At 60.8% G+C, this 26,426-nt stretch carries 24 protein-coding genes and 1 pseudogene; 18 read left to right on the forward strand and 7 right to left on the reverse strand.

What is annotated here, in order from left to right; all coding sequences use genetic code 11:
* Positions 1-3: 3 nt before the first annotated feature.
* From AU072_RS09005 to AU072_RS09025, 5 genes are all read left to right on the forward strand, one after another.
* A complete protein-coding gene (locus AU072_RS09005; protein WP_064413459.1) occupies positions 4-861 on the forward strand; it encodes a DODA-type extradiol aromatic ring-opening family dioxygenase in 858 nt (285 codons plus the stop codon).
* Positions 862-877: 16 nt separating this feature from the next.
* A complete protein-coding gene (locus AU072_RS09010) occupies positions 878-1,231 on the forward strand; it encodes a non-heme iron oxygenase ferredoxin subunit (RefSeq protein WP_064413460.1) in 354 nt (117 codons plus the stop codon).
* A 36-nt stretch (positions 1,232-1,267) separates the two neighbouring features.
* The gene (locus tag AU072_RS09015; protein WP_082680840.1) at positions 1,268-2,479 is read left to right on the forward strand and encodes an NAD(P)/FAD-dependent oxidoreductase; all 1,212 of its coding nucleotides are present in this window, start codon (positions 1,268-1,270) and stop codon (positions 2,477-2,479) included.
* A 146-nt stretch (positions 2,480-2,625) separates the two neighbouring features.
* Complete coding sequence (locus tag AU072_RS09020; RefSeq protein ID WP_082680846.1) at positions 2,626-3,507, forward strand: 2-keto-4-pentenoate hydratase; 882 nt, start codon at positions 2,626-2,628, stop codon at positions 3,505-3,507.
* 226 nt (positions 3,508-3,733) lie between these two features.
* Positions 3,734-4,582: a fumarylacetoacetate hydrolase family protein gene (locus tag AU072_RS09025; RefSeq protein ID WP_064413462.1), complete on the forward strand. Its 849-nt coding sequence runs from the start codon at positions 3,734-3,736 to the stop codon at positions 4,580-4,582.
* 464 nt (positions 4,583-5,046) lie between these two features.
* On the opposite strand, the gene AU072_RS09030 is transcribed toward AU072_RS09025, so the two are convergent.
* Positions 5,047-5,595 carry a MarR family winged helix-turn-helix transcriptional regulator gene (locus tag AU072_RS09030; protein ID WP_064413463.1) on the reverse strand — a complete coding sequence of 183 codons (549 nt, stop codon included), beginning with the start codon at positions 5,593-5,595 and terminating at the stop codon, positions 5,047-5,049.
* 656 nt (positions 5,596-6,251) lie between these two features.
* Between AU072_RS09030 and AU072_RS09035 the strand changes: the two genes are divergently transcribed.
* From AU072_RS09035 to AU072_RS09055, 5 genes are all read left to right on the forward strand, one after another.
* Positions 6,252-7,460: a Rieske 2Fe-2S domain-containing protein gene (locus tag AU072_RS09035; RefSeq protein ID WP_268874542.1), complete on the forward strand. Its 1,209-nt coding sequence runs from the start codon at positions 6,252-6,254 to the stop codon at positions 7,458-7,460.
* 27 nt (positions 7,461-7,487) lie between these two features.
* Positions 7,488-8,306 (forward strand): SDR family NAD(P)-dependent oxidoreductase, encoded by an 819-nt coding sequence (locus AU072_RS09040; protein WP_064413465.1) that lies wholly within the window; start codon positions 7,488-7,490, stop codon positions 8,304-8,306.
* A gap of 31 nt (positions 8,307-8,337) precedes the next feature.
* Positions 8,338-9,123 (forward strand): TIM barrel protein, encoded by a 786-nt coding sequence (locus tag AU072_RS09045; protein ID WP_064413466.1) that lies wholly within the window; start codon positions 8,338-8,340, stop codon positions 9,121-9,123.
* A 163-nt stretch (positions 9,124-9,286) separates the two neighbouring features.
* Positions 9,287-9,754, forward strand: coding sequence for a RidA family protein (locus tag AU072_RS09050; RefSeq protein WP_064413467.1), 468 nt, complete (start codon positions 9,287-9,289; stop codon positions 9,752-9,754).
* 65 nt (positions 9,755-9,819) lie between these two features.
* Positions 9,820-10,416: an NADPH-dependent F420 reductase gene (locus AU072_RS09055; protein WP_064413468.1), complete on the forward strand. Its 597-nt coding sequence runs from the start codon at positions 9,820-9,822 to the stop codon at positions 10,414-10,416.
* Positions 10,417-10,604: 188 nt separating this feature from the next.
* Here AU072_RS09055 and AU072_RS09060 read toward each other — a convergent pair whose 3' ends face one another.
* From AU072_RS09060 to AU072_RS09070, 3 genes are read right to left on the reverse strand one after another with little or no spacing between them, the layout of a single operon-like run.
* Positions 10,605-12,713, reverse strand: coding sequence for an acetate--CoA ligase family protein (locus tag AU072_RS09060; protein ID WP_064413469.1), 2,109 nt, complete (start codon positions 12,711-12,713; stop codon positions 10,605-10,607).
* On the reverse strand, positions 12,710-13,054 hold the full coding sequence (locus tag AU072_RS09065; protein WP_082680841.1) for a Zn-ribbon domain-containing OB-fold protein: 345 nt from the start codon (positions 13,052-13,054) through the stop codon (positions 12,710-12,712). The genes AU072_RS09060 and AU072_RS09065 overlap by 4 nt, the downstream gene beginning before the upstream one ends.
* Positions 13,051-14,205: a thiolase family protein gene (locus AU072_RS09070; protein ID WP_328586851.1), complete on the reverse strand. Its 1,155-nt coding sequence runs from the start codon at positions 14,203-14,205 to the stop codon at positions 13,051-13,053. Before AU072_RS09070 ends, AU072_RS09065 begins: the two co-directional genes overlap by 4 nt.
* Positions 14,206-14,628: 423 nt before the next feature.
* Here AU072_RS09070 and AU072_RS09075 point away from each other — a divergent pair, with 423 nt between their 5' ends.
* The 8 genes from AU072_RS09075 (at position 14,629) to AU072_RS09105 (ending at position 22,412) form a co-directional block, all read left to right on the forward strand.
* Positions 14,629-16,020: an acyclic terpene utilization AtuA family protein gene (locus AU072_RS09075; RefSeq protein WP_064413472.1), complete on the forward strand. Its 1,392-nt coding sequence runs from the start codon at positions 14,629-14,631 to the stop codon at positions 16,018-16,020.
* Between the two features lie 2 nt (positions 16,021-16,022).
* Positions 16,023-16,394, forward strand: a complete 372-nt coding sequence (locus AU072_RS09080; RefSeq protein WP_064413473.1) for an AtuA-related protein — start codon at positions 16,023-16,025, stop codon at positions 16,392-16,394.
* The gene (locus tag AU072_RS28140; RefSeq protein ID WP_133147273.1) at positions 16,394-16,618 is read left to right on the forward strand and encodes a hypothetical protein; all 225 of its coding nucleotides are present in this window, start codon (positions 16,394-16,396) and stop codon (positions 16,616-16,618) included. Before AU072_RS09080 ends, AU072_RS28140 begins: the two co-directional genes overlap by 1 nt.
* Before the next feature lie 27 nt (positions 16,619-16,645).
* On the forward strand, positions 16,646-17,950 hold the full coding sequence (locus tag AU072_RS09085; RefSeq protein ID WP_064413474.1) for a Rieske 2Fe-2S domain-containing protein: 1,305 nt from the start codon (positions 16,646-16,648) through the stop codon (positions 17,948-17,950).
* 25 nt (positions 17,951-17,975) lie between these two features.
* Positions 17,976-19,286, forward strand: a complete 1,311-nt coding sequence (locus AU072_RS09090; protein WP_064413475.1) for a Rieske 2Fe-2S domain-containing protein — start codon at positions 17,976-17,978, stop codon at positions 19,284-19,286.
* Positions 19,287-19,290: 4 nt separating this feature from the next.
* Positions 19,291-20,160: an alpha/beta hydrolase gene (locus AU072_RS09095; protein ID WP_064413476.1), complete on the forward strand. Its 870-nt coding sequence runs from the start codon at positions 19,291-19,293 to the stop codon at positions 20,158-20,160.
* Positions 20,161-20,171: 11 nt separating this feature from the next.
* The gene (locus AU072_RS09100; protein ID WP_064413477.1) at positions 20,172-21,125 is read left to right on the forward strand and encodes a PDR/VanB family oxidoreductase; all 954 of its coding nucleotides are present in this window, start codon (positions 20,172-20,174) and stop codon (positions 21,123-21,125) included.
* A gap of 363 nt (positions 21,126-21,488) precedes the next feature.
* A complete protein-coding gene (locus AU072_RS09105) occupies positions 21,489-22,412 on the forward strand; it encodes a dioxygenase family protein (protein WP_064413478.1) in 924 nt (307 codons plus the stop codon).
* Between the two features lie 423 nt (positions 22,413-22,835).
* Here AU072_RS09105 and AU072_RS09110 read toward each other — a convergent pair whose 3' ends face one another.
* From AU072_RS09110 to AU072_RS09115, 3 genes and pseudogenes are all read right to left on the reverse strand, one after another.
* A complete protein-coding gene (locus tag AU072_RS09110) occupies positions 22,836-24,116 on the reverse strand; it encodes a Rieske 2Fe-2S domain-containing protein (protein ID WP_064413498.1) in 1,281 nt (426 codons plus the stop codon).
* Positions 24,117-24,339: 223 nt separating this feature from the next.
* Positions 24,340-24,602 (reverse strand): annotated as a pseudogene (locus AU072_RS28560) (integrase core domain-containing protein); the annotation flags it as partial.
* Between the two features lie 202 nt (positions 24,603-24,804).
* A complete protein-coding gene (locus tag AU072_RS09115; RefSeq protein WP_174523760.1) occupies positions 24,805-26,418 on the reverse strand; it encodes a fatty acid--CoA ligase in 1,614 nt (537 codons plus the stop codon).
* Between the last annotated feature and the right edge of the window lie 8 nt (positions 26,419-26,426).

The raw sequence follows: 26,426 nt of genomic DNA on the forward strand, positions 1-26,426 counted from the left end.
GGCATGGGAAACGTGGTCGCGGCATTCGCCACATCGCATGTTCTGTTCCCGGACAATGGCGTGGAGTCGCAAGCTGAAAAGGTCGTGGAAGGTTTCCGCCAGATCGGCCGGCAGGTTCGATCCGCCGAGCCCGATGTCGTGGTGGTGGTCTCGTCCGAGCATGGGCCGACGCTACCGCCGCGTGGGCCCCAACCGCCGTTCGTTGTGGGTACCGGCGACACGTTTACCACCTTCGGTGACATGGACGTGCCCAAGGTGAAAGTCTCAGCGGCGCCCGATTTCGCCAAGGGCTTCGTTGGTTTCGCGGCGGAGAATGACTTCGACCTCGCGTCACTGGATATCTTCCGGGCCGATCACGGCACGTCGATCCCGCTGTTGATGGCCTTCCCCGAACTGGATGTGCCGGTCGTGCCGATAATCCTGAACACCATGGTGCCTGAAGCCACTTCCAGCCCCAGGCGCTGCTACCGACTAGGGCAGGTGTTGGCGAGGTACATCGAGTCGCGGAATGAAAGGGTCGCTGTCATCGGCTGCGGCGGATTGTCCCATTGGCCTGGAAGGCCTGAAATGGGGCGAATCAACGAAGAATTCGACCAGCATTTCCTGGAGCTGCTGTGCAGCGGCCAAACGACCCAAGCTGCCGAGTGGTCCAATGCGTATATCGAGGAGCATGCGGGCAACGGAGGTTTGGAGATCCGCAATTGGATCCTCACCTCGGCGGCGGCCGGCGACGCCGGGGGCACAATCCTCTACTACGAGCCGATACCGCAGTGGAGTACCGGGATGAGCGCCATCGCGCTCGTGACCCGAAACCACGAGTCGATTCATGAGGACGTGTCGGCTGCCTCCACAGTTCATTAATGAAGGGTGATGGCGCATGGCCACCTCGAGCAATCGCGTCGAAACACGCACCGTCCGGCTCGCTTCGGTCAGCGAGGTAGAACTCGATGAGCCGACGTCGTTCACGGTAGAGGGTGAAGAGATCCTCGTCGTGCGCAGGGCCGATGGGATCTTCGCGATCAACAACATCTGCACGCACGCCGAGGCGTACCTCGACTTGGGGGAGTATCACCCAGAAAGCTGTGAGATCGAATGCCCGTTGCATGTCGGACGTTTCTGCTTGCGTACCGGCGCAGCGACGGCGGATCCCTGCGTGATCCCGGTCAAGAGTTACGTCGTCTACGTCGACGACGATGCCGTCATGGTCGAACTGCCTGGCCGCCTCCTATGACCAACCTGAAGGCTGGTCTGGCGGGAGTACGGCTCGATGGATGTTGATCACTATCGATACGTCGTCGTCGGGGGCGGGGTAGCAGGCGGCCGCGCAGTCGAAGTTCTGACCAGGGGTAAGGAGCCGACGGCGCTCGTCAGCGCGGAACCGGTGTTGCCGTATTCACGCCCCCCATTGTCGAAAGGTGTTCTGCGGGGCGAGGTATCGTTCAGTGATATCGCTTTGCGCAGCCGCGACTATTACCAAGCCAAGGGTGTGGACCTGGTACTTGGTGACACCGGGGTTCACCTCGATACTGACCTTCAACGCGTCGCGTTGGAGTCAGGCAGATTCGTGTCCTACGACAAATTGTTGCTGGCAACCGGGGCCGAGCCCGTCAAGCTGGCCGTGCCTGGTGGGCAGCTGGGCGGGGTTCACTATTTCCGGACCATCGATGACGCGCACCGACTCAAGGACTGGATAGCCGCCGAGGGCGACAGGGACATCGTCGTCATCGGTGGCGGATTCGTTGGTTGTGAAATCGCTTCGGCGCTGCGCGCTCAGGGTCGGCGGATTCATCTGGTGGAAGCCGCAAACGGACTGATGGTCCGCGCACTGGGTCACGATGTGGGTGAGCTGATGGCCCAACGACACCGCGAAGCAGGAGTGAGCGTGCACCTAGAGGCAAAGGTGACACAGATCAGCGGTAAAGAGCGAGCTCGCTCAGTTGTCCTGAGCAATGGTGTGGAATTGGCATGCGATGCTGTGGTAGTCGGCATCGGTGCGGTGCCGTCGGTGACCTGGCTGGAATCATCGAAACTGAAGCTCTCTGACGGTGTCGTGGTCGATGAGTACGCCACGACATCCGCCGCCAACGTCTTCGCCGCAGGAGATGCTGCCCGGTCTTGGTCGCCGTCGCTGCAACGATTCATTCGCGTCGAACACGAGTCCAATGCCCTGAATCAGGCGGTCACTGCGGCGCGTAATATGTTGGGCGGCAGTGCCATCCACGACCAAATCCCGTATGTTTGGTCTGAACAATACGACATGGATATTTGGTGTCTTGGCGTACTGGAAGGTTACGACGAGGTAGATCTCACTGCCGACAAGGACCGCTGGGAAATAATGGCTGTCTACTATTGCCAGGGCACGCCGACCGCGGCGTTAGGGATCAACGTCCCCGATCTACTGGCGCCAACCCGGCACCTATTTCAAGCGCGGACGCCCTTCACTGTTAGTGATCTGGCAGCGGCACAACAACGGACCTAGTCAGTTGCAATCTGACAGGTCAGTGTCTTCGTGTCCACCGGCGATGGGCGGCGCCGACGGGTCTCCCCGACCCAGGATCCAAGACCTGCGTGTGCAGAGAAGCTTCCGAACAAAGGCAGAACATGCGAAAGACGAGGGGTGTGTACATGATTGACGCTGATGCAGCCGAAGCAAAGAAGCCGGCAGCACAACTCGACGTCGATAAGCTCGCGGCATTTTTGGACCATGCCGTCAGCACTGCGATCGCGACCCCACAGCTGAGCCTGTCGCACTCGTTGACCCTTGACGACGCCTATGCCGTGCAAGCTAGTGGCGTCTCCCTTCGGGAGCAGCGGGGCGACCGCGTCGTGGGTGTCAAACTGGGCTTCACGAGCAAGGCCAAGGCCGAGCAGATGGGACTCTCCGACGTCGTCATCGGTGTACTGCACGACAGCATGGAAATTGCACGCGACGAGGTGACCGACCTGTCTCGGTGGGTGCACCCACGCATTGAGCCCGAGGTGGCCTTTCGGCTCGGCAAGGACATCAAGCCCACGGACACCGAGACTGAAATCCTTGCGGCTGTGCAGCAGATCGCGCCGGCTCTCGAAATCATCGACAGCCGATATGAGGATTTCAAGTTCTCGCTGACCGATGTCGTCGCTGACAATACGTCGGCGGCAGGATTCGTGGTCGGCGAATGGTTACCATTCGACGAGTTCGTCGCGGTGCACGATCTTGGAGACCTGGCAGTCCGTCTGGCTGTCGACGGCGAAACCGTACAGACAGGAACGAGCGCTGACGTCCTCGGTAACCCCCTTAACTCGGTTCAGGCAGCCGCACGAATGGCTCGAAAATATGATCTGAAACTCTCGTCCGGATCGATCATTCTTGCCGGAGCAGCGACCGCAGCGGTGGCCCTGTCCGCTGGCAGCGTGATAACTGCAAGTGTGGCGGGGCTCGGCGCGGTGTCATTCAGGAGCACATCACCGCGACCGGCGACGTCGACGGAGGCTGGAGAAAAGGCGTCACATGGACACGGCCGATGAACGAAGTACCCAGCCTCGCCGACACAAGCGGTACTTCGAGGCAATTTGTCGCGTGCGACGGTGAAATTAATCGGATCATCACGAGGAAAGCGTTGGTACGAAGGCTGGCCGCGTGCTCAAACCTTTTCCAGGTGAGACGATTGAGCCCCGTCAGGGTCGACACGCGGTCAGTTCTAATTCGGCCAACACCGTCGCATGAGCGGTCCACTGGAGAAAGTTGACACCGATGAGCGAATACAGACGACTCTTGATCGACGGGGACGTAGTCGAGGTTGCTCGTCGCGGAGACGATTTTGTGTCCGCGGATGGCACGGTGATCCACGTAGACAACGCGATTCACTTGCCGCCCTGCGAACCGTCAAAGATCATTTGCCTGCATTTGGGCTATTGGAGTCGCATCCACGAACTTTCAATCAACAACATCAAGTTCCCTTCATTTTTTCACAAGCCGGTGTCTTGTCTTAACGCACATGGTGGAATCGTCCTGCGGCCGCAGGGGTGTCAGTATCTCAACTTCGAGGGCGAGATTGCCGTCGTGATCGGACGGACCACTCGTGGCATCTCCCCAGCAGAGGCGAAGACTCACATCGCGGGCTACACCATCGCGAATGATTTTGGATTGCACGACTTTCGAGAAGCCGATTCGAACAGCATGTTACGTGTCAAGGGGAGTGATTCCCTGGGAGTAGTCGGACCCGGACTCGTGCCCGACTGGGATCCTCACGATCGGAGAATACGCACGCTCGTCAACGGCCTAGTCGTGCAGGAGGATTCGACATTAGGAATGGTGTGGGACTTCAATTATCTAGTCGCCGACGTCGCCCGAACGATTACTTTAGAGAGAGGCGATCTCATTCTCACGGGTACTCCGGCGAATTCCCGTCCGGTCCGACCGGGCGACGAGGTCACCGTGCAGGTGGACGGCTTGGGCGAACTCGCATGCAGCATCGGCGAAAGCGCTCGGGTGCTCGAGGGCTTCGGTGCTATGCCGGCCGATTCCGACGCCATCCGGGGCCTTGCACTCGGTACTGGTCTCGCGACCCCCAACGCGAGCATTCCAACAGGCCGCCCGTAGACAGCGGTGTACGGTGCGCGCCAATCTTCCACGGATATTCAGCGCAAGTTAGAGTCGGACCGTACTGAATACATGCCGATGATGCGAACACCACGCAGCGCGAGCCTTCGGAGTCGCATCGGGCGGCCACGTCATACCGGACTTTTCAGCCTCACCGACGATTGCCTGGATACCGCGGCGACCGACGTTGCTGCAAATCACTATCTGGACAGGATCTCGGCGATTCATCTTTTCGAGAAGAGTTTCCCTTCCCTCAGGAGGCTTTTCGTCTGCGAAAAGTTGAAGCGGCAACGGGCATTGGCAGGCGGGCCGCGAGGTAGCGCTCGTGCGTCAGGCGGCTACAAACTCATTGCGAACGAAAATCGTGTTTGAGAGCACCGGAGGCATATCCGTTGCGGTTCAGGCAGCGGGGCACCCGCCGCGAAGCGACGGTAGTGGGCGAGGTGCTGGGCACCCGAACCTGATCAGTCCTGCGCATCCGCGGTCGAATTTTCGCCCGCTGCATCCTCCAAGACGTCAAGCGCGCTATCGAGAAACGCGCTGATGACCTTCGCTTTTGCCGGTCCGAGTCGGTGTAGTTCCTTTTCTATGGTGTCGCTCACGCCGCCCTCTTTGAGCAGGTAACCGGTCAACCGGTCCGCTGTCTTGAGCCCCGATGAGGTGAGTTGCACGAGGTATCCACCAGCGTGCAACGGATCTCGGTTACGCACTACGAGGCCGCTCTTGCATAGGCGGTCGATCTGCTTCGTCATGCCGCCGGATGAAACCAGCTGAGCGCGGAACAGGTCCGTCGGTCGAAGTGCGAACGGCCGACCCGATCTGCGCAGCGCCAGCAGGAGCCGCGCTTCGGAAGGGAGGAGCTTGAATTCGTTCTTGCACACGGTCGAAAAGCTCCGCTCCAGCAAACGAGCCGCCCGCGTTAGCCACATCGTGAAGCGCAGCCCATCCAAGGGAAGACCGGGATCTTCGCGCGACCACTGGTCGATGCTCCCGGTGATGATGTCTTTCGGCACTTGGGCTCCTGGAAAAGTTCCTCGGGAAGATATCAGGACACGAAAAGGCACGCAACGCTCGCATCCGAGCTTGGCGTGGCTGCTTGCCTCAGGGTGGCACGAGCCAAATTCGATGCGCAAACCCCCTTATTTGTACGGTACGCATCAACGGCAGCGCGGGGAAGCTTGGTGGATGCAAATGAGCGCTCGTATATTCATCTTGCTGGCAATAAATATTGACGGCCGCACTGCCGAATCCGAATCTAAAGAGACATGCAAAATGCGCAATGCCGACCTCCAACCAAGCATCAATCGCCGAACAGCCGGCGCGGCTCCGAAGCGTCACTCAAGCCTGACCGTGATTTCGCCCCTCAACCTGCGCGGTGAGCCGAGATGGACGTCTGCAGCAGGTCGGTGAGCAGGCGCAGTCCATCTCGCTGAGCTGATCCTGCAAGGCGGTATGTTCACGCCGATCACCCGGCTACGCCGTCAACGCGACGCGCTTTCCTAGGTTGCATGAATGATTTGATTTGCTAGGAAGATGTCTCATGATACATTGCTTCCTGGGAAGATGTTTGCCGCTGTGACGTCATTTCTATTCAGGAGATCGAATGCTGACGCGACAAGACAATGAGCTGATGTGCCGAACAGGCCCAGGCACGCCGATGGGAGAGGCCATGCGCCGCTTTTGGATTCCCGTCATCCCGCTTCATGAACTTCCGCCATCTGGCGGAGATCCTATGGAGTTCGAACTGCTTGGCGAGCGGTTCGTCCTGTGGCGAGACGAGACTGGCCGGCCAGGGCTGTTCGATGATGCTTGTGCCCACCGCGGGTGTTCAATGCTGATCTCGCGCGCGGAAGGCGATGGGCTCAGATGCATCTACCATGGCTGGAAGTTCGCAGTCGATGGCACCGTCTTGGACACGCCGAACGTCGCCGATCCGAAGTACAAGCACAGAATCAAAGGCCGGGTTCGCCCCGTGCGAGAGGCCGGAGGACTGCTGTGGGCCTACCTCGGCCCCGCTGCGCAGATTCCTCCCTTTCCGCACTGGCAGTTCATGGATGTGTCCGATCGTCATCGCATTGCCGAACTGACCACCGCCGATTGCAACTACGTCCAGATCATGGAGGGGTTTGTCGACTCCTCGCATCTTTCGGTTCTGCATTCTTCGCAGCTTGAAGGAGCCGAGAAAGTCGAGCTTCAGTTCGCGCAGCAGACGGCCCATCTTCCGTTCGACGCGGCGCCGCAAATGGAGGCCGATGAGACTGACTTTGGTTTTCACTACGTCGCCATACGTCAGATTGGAGACAAGCAGATCGCGCGGGTTACGGCGTTTGTTGCACCCTTCGCGGCGGTGAATCCAAACGGGGATATCTGGTTGGCCGCCGTGCCTATGAACGATGAGCGCTGCTACTTTTTCCACGTCATTTGGGACGCGGACAAGCCGGTCGGGGAGGAGCCTCTGCTTTCGCAGAGGTTGAAGTTCACGGGCCTGGACCGGCCAACACTGGAGCGATTTGGCCTCACCTTTGGGACTTGCAATGGAAGCCTGCGCATGACTTCCGAAAACCGCTACTTACAAGACCGCACCAAGGTGCGCGCGGGGCATTTCACCGGCTACCCCAGCTTTAATCAGGAAGATACCGCGTGCAGCGTCTCGAGCGGCGCGCTCCGCGATCGCAGCTTTGAACTGCTTTGTCCCTCGGACGTCGGTGTCAGTCGATTGTACCGAGCACTGCTGGCCTGCGCCAAGGCTGCCAGAGACGGCGATCCCATCCCCGGCGCGGGCCTTGATATCAGCCATGTCAGGGGAGTCTCCGCGGAGATCACCAAGGATGCGGATTGGCGGCAACTGGTCCCTCAGCACCGCGTTGTGGTGCGTTGACAAGCGGCAGAAGAAGAAGATGCATCAATGACGAAAGCAGATTCCTCCGCAGTTCCGGACTTTCTCGCGATGACAAGCATGGCGGGGAAGGGCGCGGTAGTGCTAGGTGCCGGACAGGGCATCGGGCGCCAGGTCAGCCATGCGCTCGCGCAGGCTGGAGCGACGGTCCTGTGCGTTGATCGCGAAGCAGATCTTGCCAAGGAAGTCGCGCAGGAAGTCTCAGGCATTGCCTGTTCGGCGGATGTGACCACCCGTGAAGGAATGCAGAGCGTCTTCGACCTTGCGCGCCTGAAGCTGAAGAATCCCCAGGCGATCGTCGACATCGTGGGCCGCGCCTACATCGGCCCGATTGAAGAGCTCGACGATGACGCTTACCAGGCCCAGCACAACATGGTCTACAGGCACGCTTGGCTTGCCATCCAGCTCGGTGCGCCCTGGCTTGCCGAGAATGGCGGAGGCTCGATCGTCTTGATCGGTTCGGTCTCGGGCATCGCGAGTTTCCAGGGACAGGCACTCCATGGGTCGAACAAGGCAGCACTTCACCATCTGGGGCGATGTGCAGCCGTAGAGTACGGCCCGCGCGCGGTGCGCATCAACTCGGTGGCGGCCGGGAGCACCCGCACACCGCGTCTCAACCAAATGATAGGAGACGGCGGGTGGGACGAGGTCGCAGCCTCCGTGCCCCTGCGGCGCCCCGCCGACCCGGCCGACATTGCCAGCGTTGTGCTGTTCCTGTGCAGTGCGATGTCACGGCATGTGACCGCACAAACGCTTGTGGTTGACGGCGGGGTTACGGCAACGACGATGCGCTCAGGTGTTCAGGTTCGCCCGAAAGCTAGTGACTAGTGGTGGCGGAGAAGCGAATTGAGGTCCTTCAATGAGGAAGCTCTCGTTTAACTTGGCGATCATGCCTGAGGTAACGGCGCTTTTTGCCGACGATGATCTCTCGGTGCGGCTAGCGACGGCGCGGGCCCATGGATTCACAGGCATCGAGGGGCAGGTGCCAAAGAACCTGGATGCAAAGCGGGTACTGCTGCAAGAGCACCAGATGCAGTATGCGTGCATGTCATTCGCTCGCGGTAATACCGCGGCTGGGGAACTGGGTGTCACCGCACTCCCCGGACGCGAAGACGAGTTCAAGGGCGAACTGAACACAGCGATACGGGCGGCCGTCGCATTGGGTTGTCCCATGATCCATCCTATGGCCGGCCGGGTCCCTGAAGGAGCCGAGCGGACGTCCTATTGGGAGGTGTACCGAAAAAATCTTCGCTTCGCCTGCAAGGCTGCTGCCGACGCTGGGGTTCGGGTAATCGTCGAGCCGATTTGCGCTGCTCGCCAGCCGCTGTACCTTCTGAATACCCTTGCACAAGGCGCTGAGCTTCTCGAGGTGGCCGGAGACCTTCTGATCATGGGTGATACGTACCACGCCCATATGTCCGGGGAGTCCATTTCGGAATTCGCCCGCAAACATGCCCACTCTATCGGCTTGTTCCAGGTGGCAGGGGCTCCTATACGCCGTCAACCGTCCCCAGACGACAAGGAGCTCCTGGCCTCAGTCCAGACATTGACCGCCCAGGGCTGGAAGGGGTGGTACTCGGGTGAATATGTGCCGGAAGGTGACGTGCTGGCCTCGCTGGCATGGACAAGCGTGATCCCGTCCTGAGGTCCGCACGCGCGTCGGGCCCAGGCGATCTCACCCCCAGCCTCTCTTTCAATGTGCAAGGGAAGACGGTGTTTCTTCTCCATCGCGACGTAATGCGTGACTACGACTTTTGCAATCAGCGGCTTCATTTGGAAGCGCGTGATCGTTCAATTTTGGAGGACATATGTCGGCAAAAACTCCCTACGATCGGATGAAGGAGCTTGGCATCGTGTTGCCACCTCCGCCTGCGCCGAGCGCGAATTATGTGCAATATCGAATCGAGGACAAGTTTCTCTTCTTGGCTGGCCACGGTCCGAAGCTTGCCGACGGCACTTACAGAACGGGCCGCATCACGGGTGCCGAGGACGTCCAGCAGGGCTATGACGACGCAAAGCTGACGGCGCTCAACCTGCTGTCAACAGCGGACCACGCGCTCGGCGACCTCGGCCGCGTTACGGGGATTCTGCGTGTATTCGGTATGGTGAACGCAAGCCCCGAGTTCACGATGCACCCCAAAGTAATCGACGGCTGTTCTGAGCTTCTCGTCGCAGTTTTCGGCGAACTGGCCCGACACCCGAGGTGCGCTGTCGGCATGAGTTCCTTGCCACACGGAATAACCGTTGAAGTGGAAGCGACGTTTCTAGTTTCCTAGCTGGCGAAGCATTGAGCGCTTTTCCCCGCTGCGCATAGTTTTCCAAACGAACCCATAGGTCAATCGTGAAAATCGCCATTATCGGTGCCGGCGCCCTCGGCTCGGCCATTGCCCGCAATCTCGCCCGCAACGGAATCGACGCATCCATCGCCAACAGCCGGGGTCCGCAATCACTGAAAGCGCTCGCCGAAGAACTGGCGCCTCACATCCACGCTGTTAGCGTGACTGAGGCCGCCCAGGCCGACCTGGTATTCGTCGCCGTCAAGTGGGGCCGTCTGTCCAGCGCCCTGAAGGGCCTTGGGCCGTGGAATGGCCGGATCGTGGTCGACGCCAACAATGCGGTTCACGCGCCGTCATTCGAGGCGGTTGATCTCGGCGGTCGCGCTTCGAGCGAAGTGCTAGCCGAGTGGGCGCCGGGCGCGCGTGTGGTCAAGGCCTTTAATCACCTGGGTGCCCGCGTGCTCGAAGCGGAGCCGCAAGCCAATGGCGGCCGTCGCGTCTTGTTCCTGTCGGGACAAGACGCCGACGCTAAGAAAGCCGTGAGTGATCTGATCAGGCGCCTGGGCTTCGCACACATTGATTTGGGGGGCGTAGACCAAGGGCGAATCACGCAGTTCCCTGGTGGTCCGCTTGGGATATCGAATCTTGTGAAGTTGGACTGAACCAAGCTGAGACCGCCCGTCTGCCTTTCGTCACGTCGAAGGAAGCACTGAGTAAGTGCAATGCGCGCAAATGCGGTGTGAGCCAAATTTTTGCGTGCGGTACTCGGTGTAGGCGGGGATCATCGCGTTCTCAACGTTCGACCATTCAGGCGCACGCCAGAGCTGCCCATCTCCGCGCATCGCCGAAGCTACGCATTCTTCGCTGACTTGTAGATCACTGCGTCAACTGCCACACAGCCGTCTCCGCGGCGACGCATTATCACAGGATTCACGTCGATTTGCGTAACGCCGGACTCAAGCTGTGAGATCAATTTGCCGATAGCAACAGCCACTTCGCAAAAGGCTTGCACATCCATGTCTGGTTCGCCGCGAACACCGCGCAACAGCGGAGCCATGCGCAGTCGACCAAGCGCCTCGGCAACTTGGGTGCGGGTGAACGGCGCCAGCAGCAAACGCAAATCGGGCAGCGCCTCCACATGACGGCCGCCGGCGCCCACCAATACGATCGGACCGAACACCGGATCGATACGCGCGCCAATCATCATTTCGTGACCGCCTTGAACCTGTTCCGCGACGATCACGCCGGAAAGCACAAGGTTCTCCGCTTGCGCCGCTGCCTGGACGGCATCGAAAGCGGCGACGACGTCCTGGTCATTCTCGAGGCCGAGCCGAACTAAGCCGAGCTCACTCTTGTGGGCTACCCCGTCTGTGCAGCCCTTGACCACGACACGAGTGGCGCCAAGGCGCGCAAACACACCCAGGACCTCGGCGCTGGTGCTGCACAGTTTGTGCTGGACGACGGGCACGCCAATTGCCGCCAGTAGCTCAAGACTCTCTGCCTCGTCGAGCATTTTTTCTCGTGTGGTGGTGATCGGGCGCCCTGGTATGACTGGCTGACGGCGCGATGCATTCTCCATCAATGTCATATGGGTTAGGTAGCGCCCCAGCGCCTGGATCGCCTCTCCTTCGGTGGGATACGTCACTAGCCCCTGCTCGCGGAAGGAGTGGGCGACGGAATCCTGGGACGCGGCCACCACCAGTGGCTTGCCGGTCTCTGCGGCGAAGCGAGATGAGTCACGGGCGAACGCCTCTACGTCATAGCCCGCACCGGCGACGGCAATACCGATCATGAAGGCGTCCGCCGCTGGATCACGCGAAATCGGAGGTAATATCGCGCCAAAGAGGCTGCTGTTGGTCAGAAGAGCCGCGGTGATATCGACTGGATTGCGAACCGTTGCGAAGCCCGGCAAGATTGCGCGCAAGTCTGACTGTGTTTGCTCCTGCAATGGCTCCAGCGGCATGCCGGCGTCGGTGGCTGCATCGGCGGAGAGGACGCAAACTGCTCCCGAATTGCTGATCGCCACGAGCCGGCGGCCCCGAGGACGCCAACCCTGGAGATATAAAGGAGCAGTGGCCACCAGTTCTGTCATGGTTTGAGCGCGATAGATGCCATGCTCCTGCAAGAAGGCGTCCACAATCCGGTCTTCGCTGGCCAGCGCGCCAGTGTGAGAATTTGCGGCAACCTGACCCGCGCTCGTGCGACCGGCTTTCAACGCGACGATCGGAAGGTTGCGTTTACGCGCAATCCTTGCGGCCTCGGCGAGGTTCCACGGATCTGGAATCCCTTCGAGATACAGCATTAGCAATCGAAGCTCGGAATCCTCGGCCACCACGGTTGCCAGTTCGCAAACGGTGACATCACAGTCATTCCCGGTGGCGTGCGAATGACGTACGCCGACACCTCTGGCCCGCAGCAGGCCGTATGGAATCACTGCCATTGCACCGCTTTGGCTGATGATTCCGACCGGCCCGTCTTTCGGCTGGACCTCGGTGAACATCGTGGAAAAGCTTGCAACCGTACCTGTGCCGAAGTTCACGAGACCTTGCGAGTTCGGTCCGACGATGCGCATACCGACTGCCCGGGCGCGTTCTCGCATCTCACTTTCCAGGTGCTTCCCCTCTTGGTGCGCTTCGCCAAAGCCGGAACTCATGACGATGCAGATTCGCACGCCCCCGGCGGCACACTGGTCCACCGCTTCGACAGCGAGTTCGCCCGGTACTGCGACGATTGCCATTTCCGGTGCCTCGGGAGCCGTCTCGAGGCTGGAATAAGTGCGCAGGCCCTGGACCTCGCTCTTCGTTGGGTTGATCGCGATGATGCGGCCCCGGTAGCCGAAGCGCGAAAGATAAGCGATCGGACGCCCGCCGATTTTGTGGGGATTGTCCGAAGCGCCGATCACCGCAATGGAGCGCGGATTGAGTGCGACGCGCAGCGATTCACGTAAGTCACTTTTCATTTTGCTACATCTGAAAAATAGGCGATGGCGCGGCCAACGATTTGCCGGGATTCGCCGCGTACCCGCGCGCCAACGGTTAGCCCGGCGGCCGCGTGCCCCATGACGCGCGGGCCATCATCCAGATCCACGAGCACGATCGCGTAAGGCACGAGCGGTTTGAATTCGTCGGAAGGCGCGCGGTACACCACCGTGCTGGCGCAGATGCACCCCGCACCACCGGACGTCCTCTCCTGCACCTCTGAACACCCGCATCGTGGGCAGAAAGTTCGGCTGAACCACCACACGTGCCCGCACGCCGAACAGGCCTGGTAATCAAGCGGGCCATGGGTCAACTCGCTCATGGGCGCTCCAACACGACAGAAACATGCGATGTCAGAACCCCGCCATCGGCATGGAGCAACGAAACACCCGTTCTGGGCGCCTGCCTTTCTCCCGCTCGGCCAGTCATCTGCCTGTGAGCTTCCGTCACATGCGCCATGACACCCGCCACCCCGCAATGACCATAGGAGAGCAGACCGCCATGGAGGTTCAGTGGCATCGGGCCGGTTCGGCTGAAGTGGCCTTCGCGAGCAAGGATGCCGCTTCTCGCCCGAGGCGCGAGCCCAATCTCCTCGAGCAGCATTGCAAGCGTCACGGTGAAGCTGTCATAGATCCCTGCATACTCCACGTCCTGCAGGGTTCGACCTGCGGACTCCAGGGCCCGCGCGCAGCATCGGCCTGCACCGACAAGCGCAATATTCTCGATGGCGCTGACATGTTGCGCGTTATGGTGCTGCGCGACGCCGGCGACCTGCACCGCGTGCCTGCCGACTCGCTCTGCAGAAACAACGAACGCGCTGGCGCCATCCGCCGTCGCGCAGCAGTCCAGGAGCTTCAGGGGAGTCGCAATAGGCCTGGATGCAAGAACCTCTTCCTCGGTGATCGGCTCGCGAAATTGCGCGCCCTCGTGGCGCGCCGCATGCATGCGCATGAGAACAGCTAGAGCGGCGAAATCTCGCTCGGTGCAACGATGTTCATGCATGTAGCGCGATGCAACAAGTCCATAGTAGGCCGGAACGCTCGCGCCAAGCGGAACTTCATATTGCGGATGACCGACTTGCGCGAGCGCCTGCACGACTGAATCGCGGCTTTGCCCGGTCAGCCGATTTTCTCCCGCGACTACAAGAATGCGCCTCGCAGCGCCGGCAAGCGCCAGGATGTGCGCCAGCATCAGCAATCCGAGCCCTGTGGCCCCGCCCATCTGCATCGCCTGCGCGTACCGCGGACGAATACCAAATCGCTCCGAAAAGACTGTCGCGAGCATGAGGTGAGGAAGGGTCGTCGAATAGCCGCAAAGCACTGCGTCGACCTCATTCCGCTCGAGGCCGGCGTCCGCCAAGGCGCTTTGCGCAGCCTCGGACATTAGGTCCAGGGTGTCGCGGCCTTGGTGCCTACCGTATCGGGTCACCCCGCTGCCAACGAGCCAGCTCACGTGGCGCCCTCTTTCCTTCACTTTGCTTCCTAGCAAGATAATATGAAGGCACGGCGACTCGCAATGAGTCCGCAGTCAAATCCACGCTGCGAACCACATTCCGTAGGTCCCTGCGAGAAACCCGACGGGTGGCCGGTGCTGCAAGAGCCAGCTGAAGATCGACGGCCCGGTCGAACGGTCTTGCCAGCCGCAAAGATGTGGATGAGGTCTTCTCGACAACCATTTCCAGACCGTCATGTGCGCAGCCGATTTCCGGTAGCGATGGTTTGTGATTGCTGTACACGCCCCTCCTGTCCGGCAGCGGCGTGCATTGGCAGGGACTTGCCCTCAGGGGCCAGGTTTGGTGTGCGAACCCCACTTGAATCGGTACGTGCCGGTGAGGGGACCAGACGCTTGCGCGCGCACATGCGGGCTTGTACATTCATCTTGCTGGAGAGATATTTCATGGCCGTCACCCGCGGCCGCAAGGAGATCACTTTGAAAGGCCAGACACTTCGAATCGGCGCCGGCGCCGCTTGGTGGGGCGATCGCGTTGAGCCAGCCGCGCTGAGCGCTGAAAAAGGTGATCTGGATTACCTGTGCTTTGAAACCATGGCGGAAGCCACAATCTCGGCGGCCCAGGTGCGCACGCGGCGCGACCCAAGCTTTCAGGGCTACGACACCTATTTGGAAGATCGCATGCGTGCCGTGCTACCCGCATGCATGCGCCGCGGCACGCGCATTGTCAGCAACCAGGGCTGGATCAACCCCGATGCCGCAGCTCGGCGCGTCGCGGAGCTTCTGCGCGAGGCAGGGTATCTAGGCGTGAAGATAGCGGCGGTGAACGGCAGCCTCATCGCCGATCGCGTGCTGTCGCTCACGGACCGAATCCTGGAGAACGGCGAACCCACGGCGACACTCGCGCCCAACCTGATCTCCGCCGAGGCGTACTTGGGCGCTGAGCCGCTGGTGCAGGCGTTGCGTGACGGCGCGCAGATCGTGATCAGTGGGCGTGTTGCGGACCCGTCGATCTTCATGGCGCCCATGATGTACGAGTTCGGCTGGGACCCGCTAGACCACGAACGGCTCGGACGGGGCAGCGGCTTGGGTCACCTGATGGAGTGCGGCGCGCAGGTCACAGGCGGCTACTTCAGCGATCCGGGCTTCAAGGAAGTGCCAGATCCCTGGAACCTCGGGTTTCCGATTGCGGAGGTCACGGCAGACGGCAATGCCGTCTTGACCAAGGTTGCCGGCACGGGCGGGGCGGTCAACCTGCGGACGGTCAAGGAACAGATGCTTTACGAGGTTCATGACCCCGCCAACTACCTGACCCCCGACGTGGTAGTGGACTTCACGACTGCCCAGATCGAGGAAGTCGCTCCCGACCGGGTGCGGGTCACGGGCATCACCGGCAAGCCGCGGCCCCCGACCTTGAAAGTCTCCATCGGCTGCACGGAAGGCTTCATCGGCGAGGACATGTTCTTCTACGCGGGCCCTGGCGCGCTGCGCCGCGCGCAGCTCGCAAAGCGAGTACTCGAGGAACGCTTCCGCATCGTCAATCTGCAGGCCGAGGACGTCCGGATCGATTTCCTCGGCATGAACGCGATCCATGGCGGTGCCACGTCGGCGAATGCGCCGGAACCCTACGAGTTGGCGGTGCGGGTCGCGGCGCGTACTCGCACCCGCGAGGAGGCGGCAAAGGTGGGACGCGAGGTAGACGGCATGGCCGTGTCCGGCATCGGGCACACGGGCAAGCGGGTGCCGCACCAAGACCGTACGCGCGAGGTCATCGGAGTGTGGTCCTCCGTCGTTTCGCGAGATCAGGTGCCCGCGTCCATCAACTATTTCGAGAGCTGATCGTGAAGGTTCTGCTGCAGCACGTGGCCCACACCCGATCGGGCGATAAGGGCAATACGTCCAACATTTCTGTGTTCGCCTTCGAGCCGGAGTTTTTCCCCCTGCTGAAAGCACAGCTGAGTGCCGAGCGGTTCAAGTCCTTCCATCGCGGAGCGATCAAGGGGCGCGTTACTCGCTACGAGGCGGACAACATCGACGCGCTGAACTTTGTCTGCGAAGGCGCGTTGGGCGGCGGCGTCTCCCGCAGCCTGTGCCTTGACAACTATGGCAAGGCACTGTCCGCCGCGATCCTGGGCTTCGAAGTGGACGTTCCCGATGCCCTCGTTCCGAAACTGCATGGCGTGCACTTGCTGGCGGCAGATCGAGTTCCGTGATGACGACGATCGATACGAACCCACTACCTGACCACGCGCCCGCTGCCGCACCGGCACCCATCGTGAGTACGGACATCCGCACGGCGCTGATTGAGAAGGACGTCCTCGCGCGGCTGGAGGAAAACGGCACTGAGGTCCCGTGGCAGGTGACTCCCGGAACAGCTCGCCGCCCGCATCGAGGCGGACTCGGCCCGCTGGAAGCGTCGCTCAGGCGCGCGGAATGAAAACCTTCGATCGTTGAGGATCCCGACATGAAGCAAGAGGAAAACGAGCGGCTCACACGTGTCGGTAAGGGCACGCCTATGGGCGAGATGATGCGTCGCTACTGGCATCCCATCTGCACTTCGGCGGAACTGCCGGAACCGGATTGCGACCCGCTGCGCACAAGGCTGCTTGGCGACGACTTCGTCGTCTTCCGCGACACGGCCGGGAAGGTCGGCGTGCTGCATGAACTTTGCATGCATCGATGTGCGTCGCTGGCGATCGGCCGCGTGGAAGAGGGTGGCATCCGCTGCCTGTACCACGGCTGGAAATTCGCGGTGGACGGCACCATCATGGAGACCCCAAACCATCCGGATCCCAAGTTCGCCCAGCGGATGAAGGCACCGGCCTTCCCTGTCGTCGAAAGCGCGGGACTGGTCTGGACGTACATCGGTCCGAAGGAGCATCAACCGCCGTTTCGCCGGTTTGCCTTTGAGGACGTGCCAGACGCGAACCGGATAGTGCTGCGCATCAACGTTTCGGCCAACTTCCTGCAGCTGTGGGAAGGGGGGGCCGACACCTCGCACGTCACCCTCCTGCACAGCAACTATGCCCGTCCAGACTGGGCATTGAGCAACGGCAAGAAGGGTGCCGGCGTCGCTGAAGACTTGCTGGTAGCCGCTTTCAACGACACCGCGCCGAAGCTAGACATCGAGAACACCGGCTTCGGCTTTCATTACGCGGGAATCCGCAGCGAGCCGGGCGAAACCAGCACGCGCCGAAACGTACGGGTGGTCCCGATCTTCCTGCCCTACGGCCGGATCATTCCTTTCCGGGACTTCTCCACCTTTGTCTTCGAGGTTCCGCAGGACGACGAGCACACGAGCACGTACATGATCGACGCCGGCCCGAACATGAAGATGGACTTGGCCGAACGCCGCAAGCGCTCCGGGTTGTCGGACGCCTTCTACCGCAACAACAACTTCATCGCGAGCTGGGACGATCGCCTGGCTCAAGATCGCGAGTCAATGCGGAGCCGTGAAAGCTGGACAGGATTCCACGGCATAAGCCAGGAGGACGCGATCATTAGCCTGTCAATGGGCCCGCGCTTAGACCGAACGCTCGAGCACCTGGTGCCTGCCGATGCAGCCGTGGCCCGCCTCCGCCGCCGGTTGCTCGATTCACTGCGCCTCGTGGAGGAAGGAAAGCCTCCGCTGGCCGTTCTGCATGAAGACATGACGCAGATGCGTGCTTGCGACACGGACTGGGATATCACGCGCCCGTGGCAGGAGATCACGCCCGAGCACCGGCAACACTTCCCGGCCGAGGACGCAGAAACTGCAGTCAACCGCTGAAGACTTTCGTTCAAAGGAGATTCAGATGAATCAACAGGACAAGCAGGACCTCACCCGAGTCGGTCCGGGGACGCCCATGGGGCAGCTGCTCCGCCGCTATTGGTTGCCGGCTGGACTTTCTTCCGATTTGCCCGAGCCGGACTGCGACCCGGTGCGGGTTACATTGGTCGGCCAAGACTTTGTCGCGTTCCGCAACAGCGATGGTGTTGTGGGGCTGCTGGACGAGTATTGCGCGCACCGGGGCGCGTCTCTGGTATTAGGCCGTGTCGGCGGTGGCGGCATCGAGTGCCTCTATCACGGCTGGCGGTTTTCCGTCGAGGGAGGCATCCTCGAGATGCCAAACTGCGATGACCAGAGTGTGCGGGCACGCTACAAGGCCAACGCATACCCAGTGCGCGAGGCTGGGGGCGTCATTTGGGTTTACCTGGGCCCGGAAGAAACATGCCCACCATTGCCACAGCTCCCGTGGATGAGTAGTCCGGATCGGAATCGCTATACCCGCCTGAACATGACGCAATCAAATTTCGTTGTGGTAATGGAGGGCTTGGTCGACTCCTCCCATTTGGGCGTGCTGCACCAAGATGCCCTTCCCAAAGGCAAGACGCCGCCGCGGACGGGAGAGCATTTCGGCAAGTCCGACAGCTTCCGCAAAATGACAACTGCGCGAGCCCCTAGCGTCGACGTCGAAGACACCTCGTTCGGCCTGTATAGCGCCGCGATACGGCAAACGGTCGAAGACGGAGAACCGGGAAACGATATCCGCATCACCGCGTTCATCGCTCCCTTCACTGTCTACGTCCCGTTCGATAGGGGACGTGTCGCGTTGATGGTCGTGCCGATGGATGACGAGCGCAGCTACTTTTACAACATTCAATGGGACCCGGAGCTGCCCCTGAATGACAAGGAACACCGCGATCAGATCGACTTGGCAGCAGGTACGGCGCAGGACGTCGCCGACCGATGGGGCTTTAGCCGCCGCAGCTTCGGGCGGCCCGGAGGGGCCTGCCGCGAGAACAACTGGCAACAAGACCGGGAAGCGATGCGTCGCGGGGATTCCTATTCCGGGCTCCCGCCCTTCTTCGCGGAGGATGCGGCGATGACGGGTTCGATGGCACCGATTTCCGACCGACAGGAGTCGCTGGTGCCCGCAGACTTGGCCGTTGTCCGCATGCGGCGACTCCTTCTGAATGCGGCCAGGTCTGTCGTGGCTGGCGGCTCTCCGCCCTCCTATGAGGAGGGGCGTAGCGCCAGCGACATCGCACCAATCGTTGCGCGTCTGGATGTTGACGCGGACTGGCGCGATCTGATCCGCTTCGAGCCCGCAAAGGTACCTTGACGCTATGTCTGACTTCGATTCAGACGTAGTCCCGCAAATCCAGACTCAAGTCCGCCGGATCGGCGCCAAGTTCGACGACGACGTTCTGATCGCGACGCGAGACATCTATCGACCCCACCTCGATATGTCTCCCGCGCGCGAGCGGTGCAACATCGCATACGGGCCCCATGAGCGGCATGTGCTGGACCTTTACCGTCCGGCAGGTAAGCCGGAGGCCGTCCTGGTGTTCGTTCATGGCGGCGGGTTCATCGGTGGAGACAAGAACGAAGATGGCACCTTCTATGTGAACGTGGGGCGTTTCTTCGCGCGCCAGGGGGTGACGGCGGTGGTCCCGAACTACCGTCGTGCACCCGAATTCGGCTGGCCGAGTGGCGCCCATGACGTCCGGGACGTCATCGGCTGGGTTCGCAAGACTATTGACGGTGTTTCCGACGGAAGAGTGCCCCTCTTTGTGCTCGGGCAGTCTGCGGGGGCGAGCCATGTCGCAAGCTGGCTTTTCGACGCCGATAGCAGACAGGTCCCTTTGGGTCGTCTGGCAGGTGCGATGCTCATGAGCGGCTATTACCGCGCGGTCGGCCCGCTGCCGCCTCACCTGCAGGCCTACTTCGGGGCTGACGAGGCCCTGTATGAGGCTCGGTCGCCGTTTACCCATGCTGTGAAGACGGACTTTCCCCTCTGGTTAAGCATCGCGGAGTTGGATCCCGGCATGTTAGCTGCCCGCACGTACGCACTGGCCGAACGGGTGGCAGCTGCGAGCGGCCGGAGTCCCGCGTTCGCCTACTTCCGTTCCCACAATCATGTGTCGACTGCCATGAGTCTCGGCTCACCACAGAACGATGTGGGTGAGGAAATAATGAAATTCGTCAGAAGCTAAGAACGGTTTATATGCAGCCAGTTGATCTTAAGGTCCAGGCCATCCGGCTGGAGGCCGATAACATCGTTTCGTTTGAGCTAAGAGCGCCGGGTGGAGTGGCGCTTCCGCCATTCACGGCAGGCGCACACCTGGAGTTTGAACTCTCGAACCACCTCGCAAGGAGCTACTCGCTCGCCAACTGCCCTTCCGAGACGCATCGCTACGTCATCGCCGTGCAGAGGGACGCAGCCAGCCGTGGTGGTTCTGTCTTCATGCATGAGCAGGTGCGGGTGGGACAGACTCTGCGAGCACGCGGCCCGCGCAATAATTTCGAGCTCGACGAGCAAGCCCCACACAGCGTGCTCATCGCCGGCGGCATCGGAATAACTCCCTTGCGGTCTATGGTTCTCCGGCTGGAACAGGTGGGCCGCCCCTGGACGCTCTACTATGCGGGTCGCGATAGGGCCACCATGGCCTATCTCGCCGACTTCGAGGCTCTGTCGCACCAGGGCAGAAGTGTCTACATGCACGTTGATGCCGAACAGAGCGGTGCGTTTCTTGACTTGGCTCAAGCCGTAGACTCGGCCCCTCCTGGTACTCACTTCTATTGCTGCGGTCCCAAGCCGATGCTTTCTGCCTTCGAGACGGCGACAGCGAAGCTGCCGTCAGAGCAGGTTCACGTTGAGTACTTCACGGCAAAAGAAGAGGCCGCGACTGAGGGCGAATTTGTCGTGGAGCTCGCTAGGTCGCATCAAGAATTTCCGATCGCCGCCGGAACTTCGATTCTGGATGCACTTTTGGATGCTGGCTTAAGCCTAGATTATTCGTGCATGGAGGGAATATGCGGTTCTTGCGAGGTCAAGGTCCTGGCCGGTGAACCAGATCATCGAGACTCCGTGCTTTCCAAGGCCGAACGCGCTGCAAACGACCGGATGATGATTTGCTGCTCCGGTTGTCGCTCGGCAAGGCTGGTGCTTGACCTCTGAGCCGTGAAGACGCGATATGGCGCGCACCTCGCCGCGATGGTGAGGGATCGAAGCCGTGCTTGATGGCGCGATAGCGCCGTCCAAAAACATCGAAAAGAAGCGGACGAGTCGCGAGGGAGAGCGACCCGTGAGATTGAGGGTGGGTGCTCTCCTGGGGGCTGGCGCGCCAGGTTCACTTGGCTCAATTCGATGCGGTATGTGTCAGACAGAGCGCGCGTCACTTACAGACGAACACCCCAACCCGCGTATTGATTTCATCTTCCTGGAGAGATATCTTGTTGGCAACCCTGCGGCCTCACCAACAAAGTGCCGGAGGCCAGCGGCCATATCGGTTTGGAAAAATCCTCGACTCTAAGAAGCCAAATGATCATCGAAAATGAAGTTCAACTTACCGAGGTCGTGCTGTCCGAATCCGCAAGGACGAAGGACCCACGAATGAAGGAGATCTTCCAGGCCCTGATCCGGCATCTTCACGGGTTCGTGCGCGAAGTGCGCATGACCGAGGCCGAATTCGACAAGGCAATCCAGATCGTCACTTCCCTTGGCCAACGAACAACGGAGAGCCACAACGAAACTCGGTTGATCGCCGGCACCCTTGGCCTCTCAGCTCTGGTGTGTCTCTTGAACAATGGCGAGGGCGGCGAGACCACGGCGAATCTTCTTGGTCCGTTCTGGCGCCCCAACGCGCCGTTCACGCGCAACGGCGACTCAATCGTTCGTTCGCCCACGCCCGGAGTCCCGTTGTATTTCACCGGCAAGGTCGTGGATCAGGAGGGGCGCCCCGTCGAGGGGGCGAACATCGATGTTTGGCACGCCTCACCCATCGGCCTTTATGAAAACCAAGACCCCGACCAGGCGGATTGGAACTTGCGCGGATGTTTCCTCACGGACAAAAACGGCATCTTCAGCTACCGTTCGGTAAAACCAGTTGGGTACCCTATCCCCCTGGCGTCAGTGGCGGCTGATCTGCTCCGGGCGCAGGGACGCCACCCGATGCGTCCTGCGCACCTGCACGCATTGATTTATAAGGACGGTTACAAGACGCAGGCGTCGGAGGTCTACAGTAGCGACGATCCGCACATCGAGTCGGATGCCCAATTCGGCGCCACGCGTGCGTTACTCGGCCATTACGTCCTGCACGAAAGGGAGCCTGCACCCGACGGTAGTGCCGATGGGCCGTGGTACAGCCTTGAACACACCTTCGTTCTCGACAAGGGCGAGTCGCGGCTCCCACCACCGCCGATTACCGGCAAATCCAAGGTGCGTGCCGAGACGGGGCTCGCGTAACGGCGAAGCCTGGATGGCGCATCCTGTCGGCGTGATATCTGCAAACGCTGCTACCCAACTCGTGGCTGCTCGTGGGAAAACCGTTCCGCTGTTGACGTTCTAGGCCTGCGCGTCGCGACGGTGGGGGACTATGCATGCTTCGAACATGCCGTCCGCGTGTGCACTTCGACGCGGTGAACAAGACAGGGACGTTGGAGGCCATACGTTCAAAACTGATGTGCCGCAATGACGGAAGCCGCGTCGAAGAAACGGTCGCCGCCAGCAAGGAGATCACCTCCGAGGACAAGCCGATAGTGCTGGCGGGTCTTCGGCAGTCGCGATATTGCCGCACTCGTCGAGGACGGGACGGCTCGCTAAGTCGTTGGGCAATCGACCGCGGCACGGCAGTCATTGGTGAACACTGCGCGTGCCTGATCGTGCTTATCAGTTGCTTCTTGCCTTGTGTCCTGGAGCAAGCTCCTGCCACCGCCGCCCCACCGAAATGGTTTCGTCACACGCAATCACTGCGGACAAGTCGGCGCAGAGGCCGATCGGATCTTGTCCGTCTTGAACTAGCTGTGCCGAGTCGAGCAGTTGCTTACGCGCGCGCACCACCGCGGCATCCGCGGGCACGAGGTGTTCTTCGTGACGCTCGATGAGCGGCCCGGGCGACATCGTTATCGCTATGTCTTCCATGATGACACCGCGAATTCCAGTCCAGTCTTGCTTCATAGCGTCACGGTCTTGGCCGAACCGGTTCTCCCAGCTGCCCAGGTAACGAAAGGTCACCGGATCGAGCAGTTCGGGGTTGTCACGTCCACGCGGGCGGTCGTAGCCGCTCTTGTCGAAGGCCTCCCCGTCGAGACGATAAGCAACGTGCAAGCTGCGCGTGTTCACGTCGTCGATGGGCACCTCGAATACGACGAACTGCATCGTCGTCGAGGGAATGATGCGGGTGCTTGGCATGATCAGGGGCATGATGCGGATGTTCTTTTTCGGCTCGCCGTCCTCTGACGGCATCTCTCGCAGTGCTGCGTAGTGAAACCCGAACTCGGTGTCCTCCAGCTCTAAGTCAGGCGCTAGATCGTCGGATGCAAGCAGCGCACCAGAAGGCGAATTCGCGCCCTCAATCGCTTTGCCTTTGATCCAGCCTGGCCGCGCGGCATTCGTGTGCAGGATCCCGACGTGTGAGCTATCGGCGCCGCCTTCGTAGACCTGCATGTAGTTCGAACCGGTGTCCTGTTTGGAGACAAGGACGTTCTCGGGCGGGATCTGCATGAAGCGCCAGTTCGGAAGCGGCGGCTCAAGCTGCGGCGGCCCCATGTACGCCCATGCCAACCCCCCGGCCTCACGCACGGGATAGGCGCGAGTGCGCAGGCGCTCCTGTATGCGTGGATCTTTGCAATTGGGAACCTCCATCAGCTTGCCGTCGGTCGAGAACTTCCAGCCGTGATACAGGCAACGAATGCCCATCTCCTCCACGCGGCCCAAAGCCAGGGATGTCCGCCTGTGAAGACAGAGTTCGTCTAACAGGCCAAGCTGGCCGGAACTGTCACGAAATAGCACGAGGTTTTCGCCAAGGATGCGCACCCGCAAAGGAGTGCCGTCCGCCTCCGGCAATTCCTTGGCCATCACGATCGGATTCCAGAAGCGCCGAAAGACATTTCCCATGGGCGTGCCAGGACCCACCCGACACAAGAGTTCGTTGTTCTCCTTGCTCAACATCTCGTCGTCATCCTTCTTTGTAAAAGTGGGCCCACGCAGCATGCAGTTCGGATTCGTCTTTCTAGGAATAAGATTAGCCACGAGGCATGAACGTTGCAATAGGCTTAGATCTAAGTCTATGTGGTCCTCTAGGGAAGGCTGGGGGCTTGCAGTAAGAATCTAGCTTCTCACGCGCAAGACAAGTTGCGATCGAGGCCGCCGCGCGTCGTTTCCTGCGGCTCCAGTTGTTGAGTTGCAATAGGTTGTTCCCGCCGAGCCTGGATGGGGCAGGCTTATCGCCCAAGGCCAAGTGAAGTCTTCGGGCGTTGGTAATAGCTCAGTAGTGTTGGCAACCACGCAGTGCGTTCATGGCTGTTGGCCCAAACAAGGCCGTAGGCCCACTCGCGCATACAGGAACGGGATGAAGCGTTCGGCCTTACCGTTCGTTCGGGGTCGCTACGGTTTGGTAAAGGTGCGCTTGATGTCTAGGGGCTTGCAGGCCTTGGCGGACTGATGGCGCTGACGATGACTTCGTGGTCCACTGCACAGGCTCCATTCCTGCGCTTGAGACGACACTATGTCGTCTCAGTAGACACTGAGTACCTGTGACGAAATTTATTGCACAGCAACAGAACTGTCGGAATGGCACGCGCATCCGGGCACGGCACCAGATGATGCCGTGTTAGATCAATGTTTCCTGCCTGCGTGATCAAACAGAAGCGATGGTCAGATCACCCTTGGCGAAGTTCGCGCGGAGCAGCTTCTTGTCGAATTTCCCGACCGACGTCCGGGGGACCTGGTCGATGAAAGACCACGACTCCGGGATCCACCATTTGGCTACCTTGTCGCTCAAGAAGTCGCGCAACTCGTCGGTCGACACGGACATCGTCGGCTTCATCACGACGGCCGCCAGGGGGCGTTCTTGCCATCGGTCGTCCGGAATGGCGATGACGGCGGCCTCGAGCACCGCCGGATGGGCCGCGATCGCCAACTCGAGCTCGACCGAGGAGATCCACTCGCCGCCCGATTTGATGAGGTCCTTGGCGCGATCGGTGAGTGAGATGTAGCCCCGCCCATTGATAGTTCCGACGTCGCCGGTAGCAAGCCATCCGTCATGAAAGCTCGCGCCATCATCCGAGCCGTAGTAACTCCCCGTGACCCACGGGCCGCGCACCTGTAACTCTCCTACTGAGGCTCCATCGTGCGGGACCGAATTGCCGTTGTCGTCGACGATTCGCGCTTCGATGCCCCACAGCGGTGTGCCCTGCGTGACACGCATGTCCCAGTGGTCCGGGTCGCCCGCAGCGGGGCGGGCGATCGCCGCCAGCGGGGAGGTCTCGGTCATTCCCCAGGCCTGCACCATGCAGATGCCATGATCGCGCTCGAATCCTTCAAGTAACTCCCGAGACACCGCGGACCCGCCGCACGCCACCAGCCGTAGCGATGACACGTCGGCTTCTGGGTGCGCCTCGAGATAGCGCAGCACATCGTTCCAAACGGTAGGCACACCGCCCGATACGGTCGGCCTTTCGCGTTGGATCAACTCCACCAACGGTTGGGCCTGCAGAAACTGGTCGGGGAGAAGAAGATCCGCGCCAGCGAGTAGTGCGGCATAGATAAAACCCCACGCATTTGCGTGGAACATCGGGACAACCGCGAGCACGGTGTCATGCGGGCCAATATCGAAAACGCCAGGTGCACAGACCGCCGTGGCGTGCAGAAACGTCGATCGATGGGAGTAGGCAACGCCTTTCGGGTTCCCGGTAGTGCCCGAGGTGTAGCACATGGCAGCGGCTGAACGTTCATCGACCGTCGCCCACGGGAACGTCTCAGGCTGGCCGGCAATGAATTCGTCGTAGCGCTCGACCCGCCTGCCGTGACCTTCTAACGGTGACAGGTCGGGTTGGCCGGTGACGATAAGCGTGTGGACCGTCGACAACTGGGGCACCACGGGCGCGAACACCTCAACGAGCGACCCGTCCACGACGACGACTTGGTCCTCGGCATGGTTCGCGACGTAAGCGATTTGTTCCGCCGTGAGCCGGATGTTGAGAGTGTGCAACACCGCACCCATGGCCGGTACCGCGCAATAGGCTTCGACGTGTTCCTGGTTATTCCACATGAACGTGCCGACGCGCTCGTCGCCATTGATTCCGGCTGTCGCGCGAAGCGCATGGGCTAGTTGTGCGGAGCGCCGCCCGACGGCTGCGAACGTCACGGACCTCATCGTCCCGTCGGACATACGCGATCGCACGCGGCTGTTGCCGTGCACGGTGAATGCATGCTCGGCCAATAAGCCGACGGTCAGCGCGACATCCTGCATCGTGCTCT

Origin of the sequence: Mycolicibacterium novocastrense (genome assembly GCF_001499835.1) — a bacterium.
Lineage (GTDB): Bacteria > Actinomycetota > Actinomycetes > Mycobacteriales > Mycobacteriaceae > Mycobacterium > Mycobacterium novocastrense.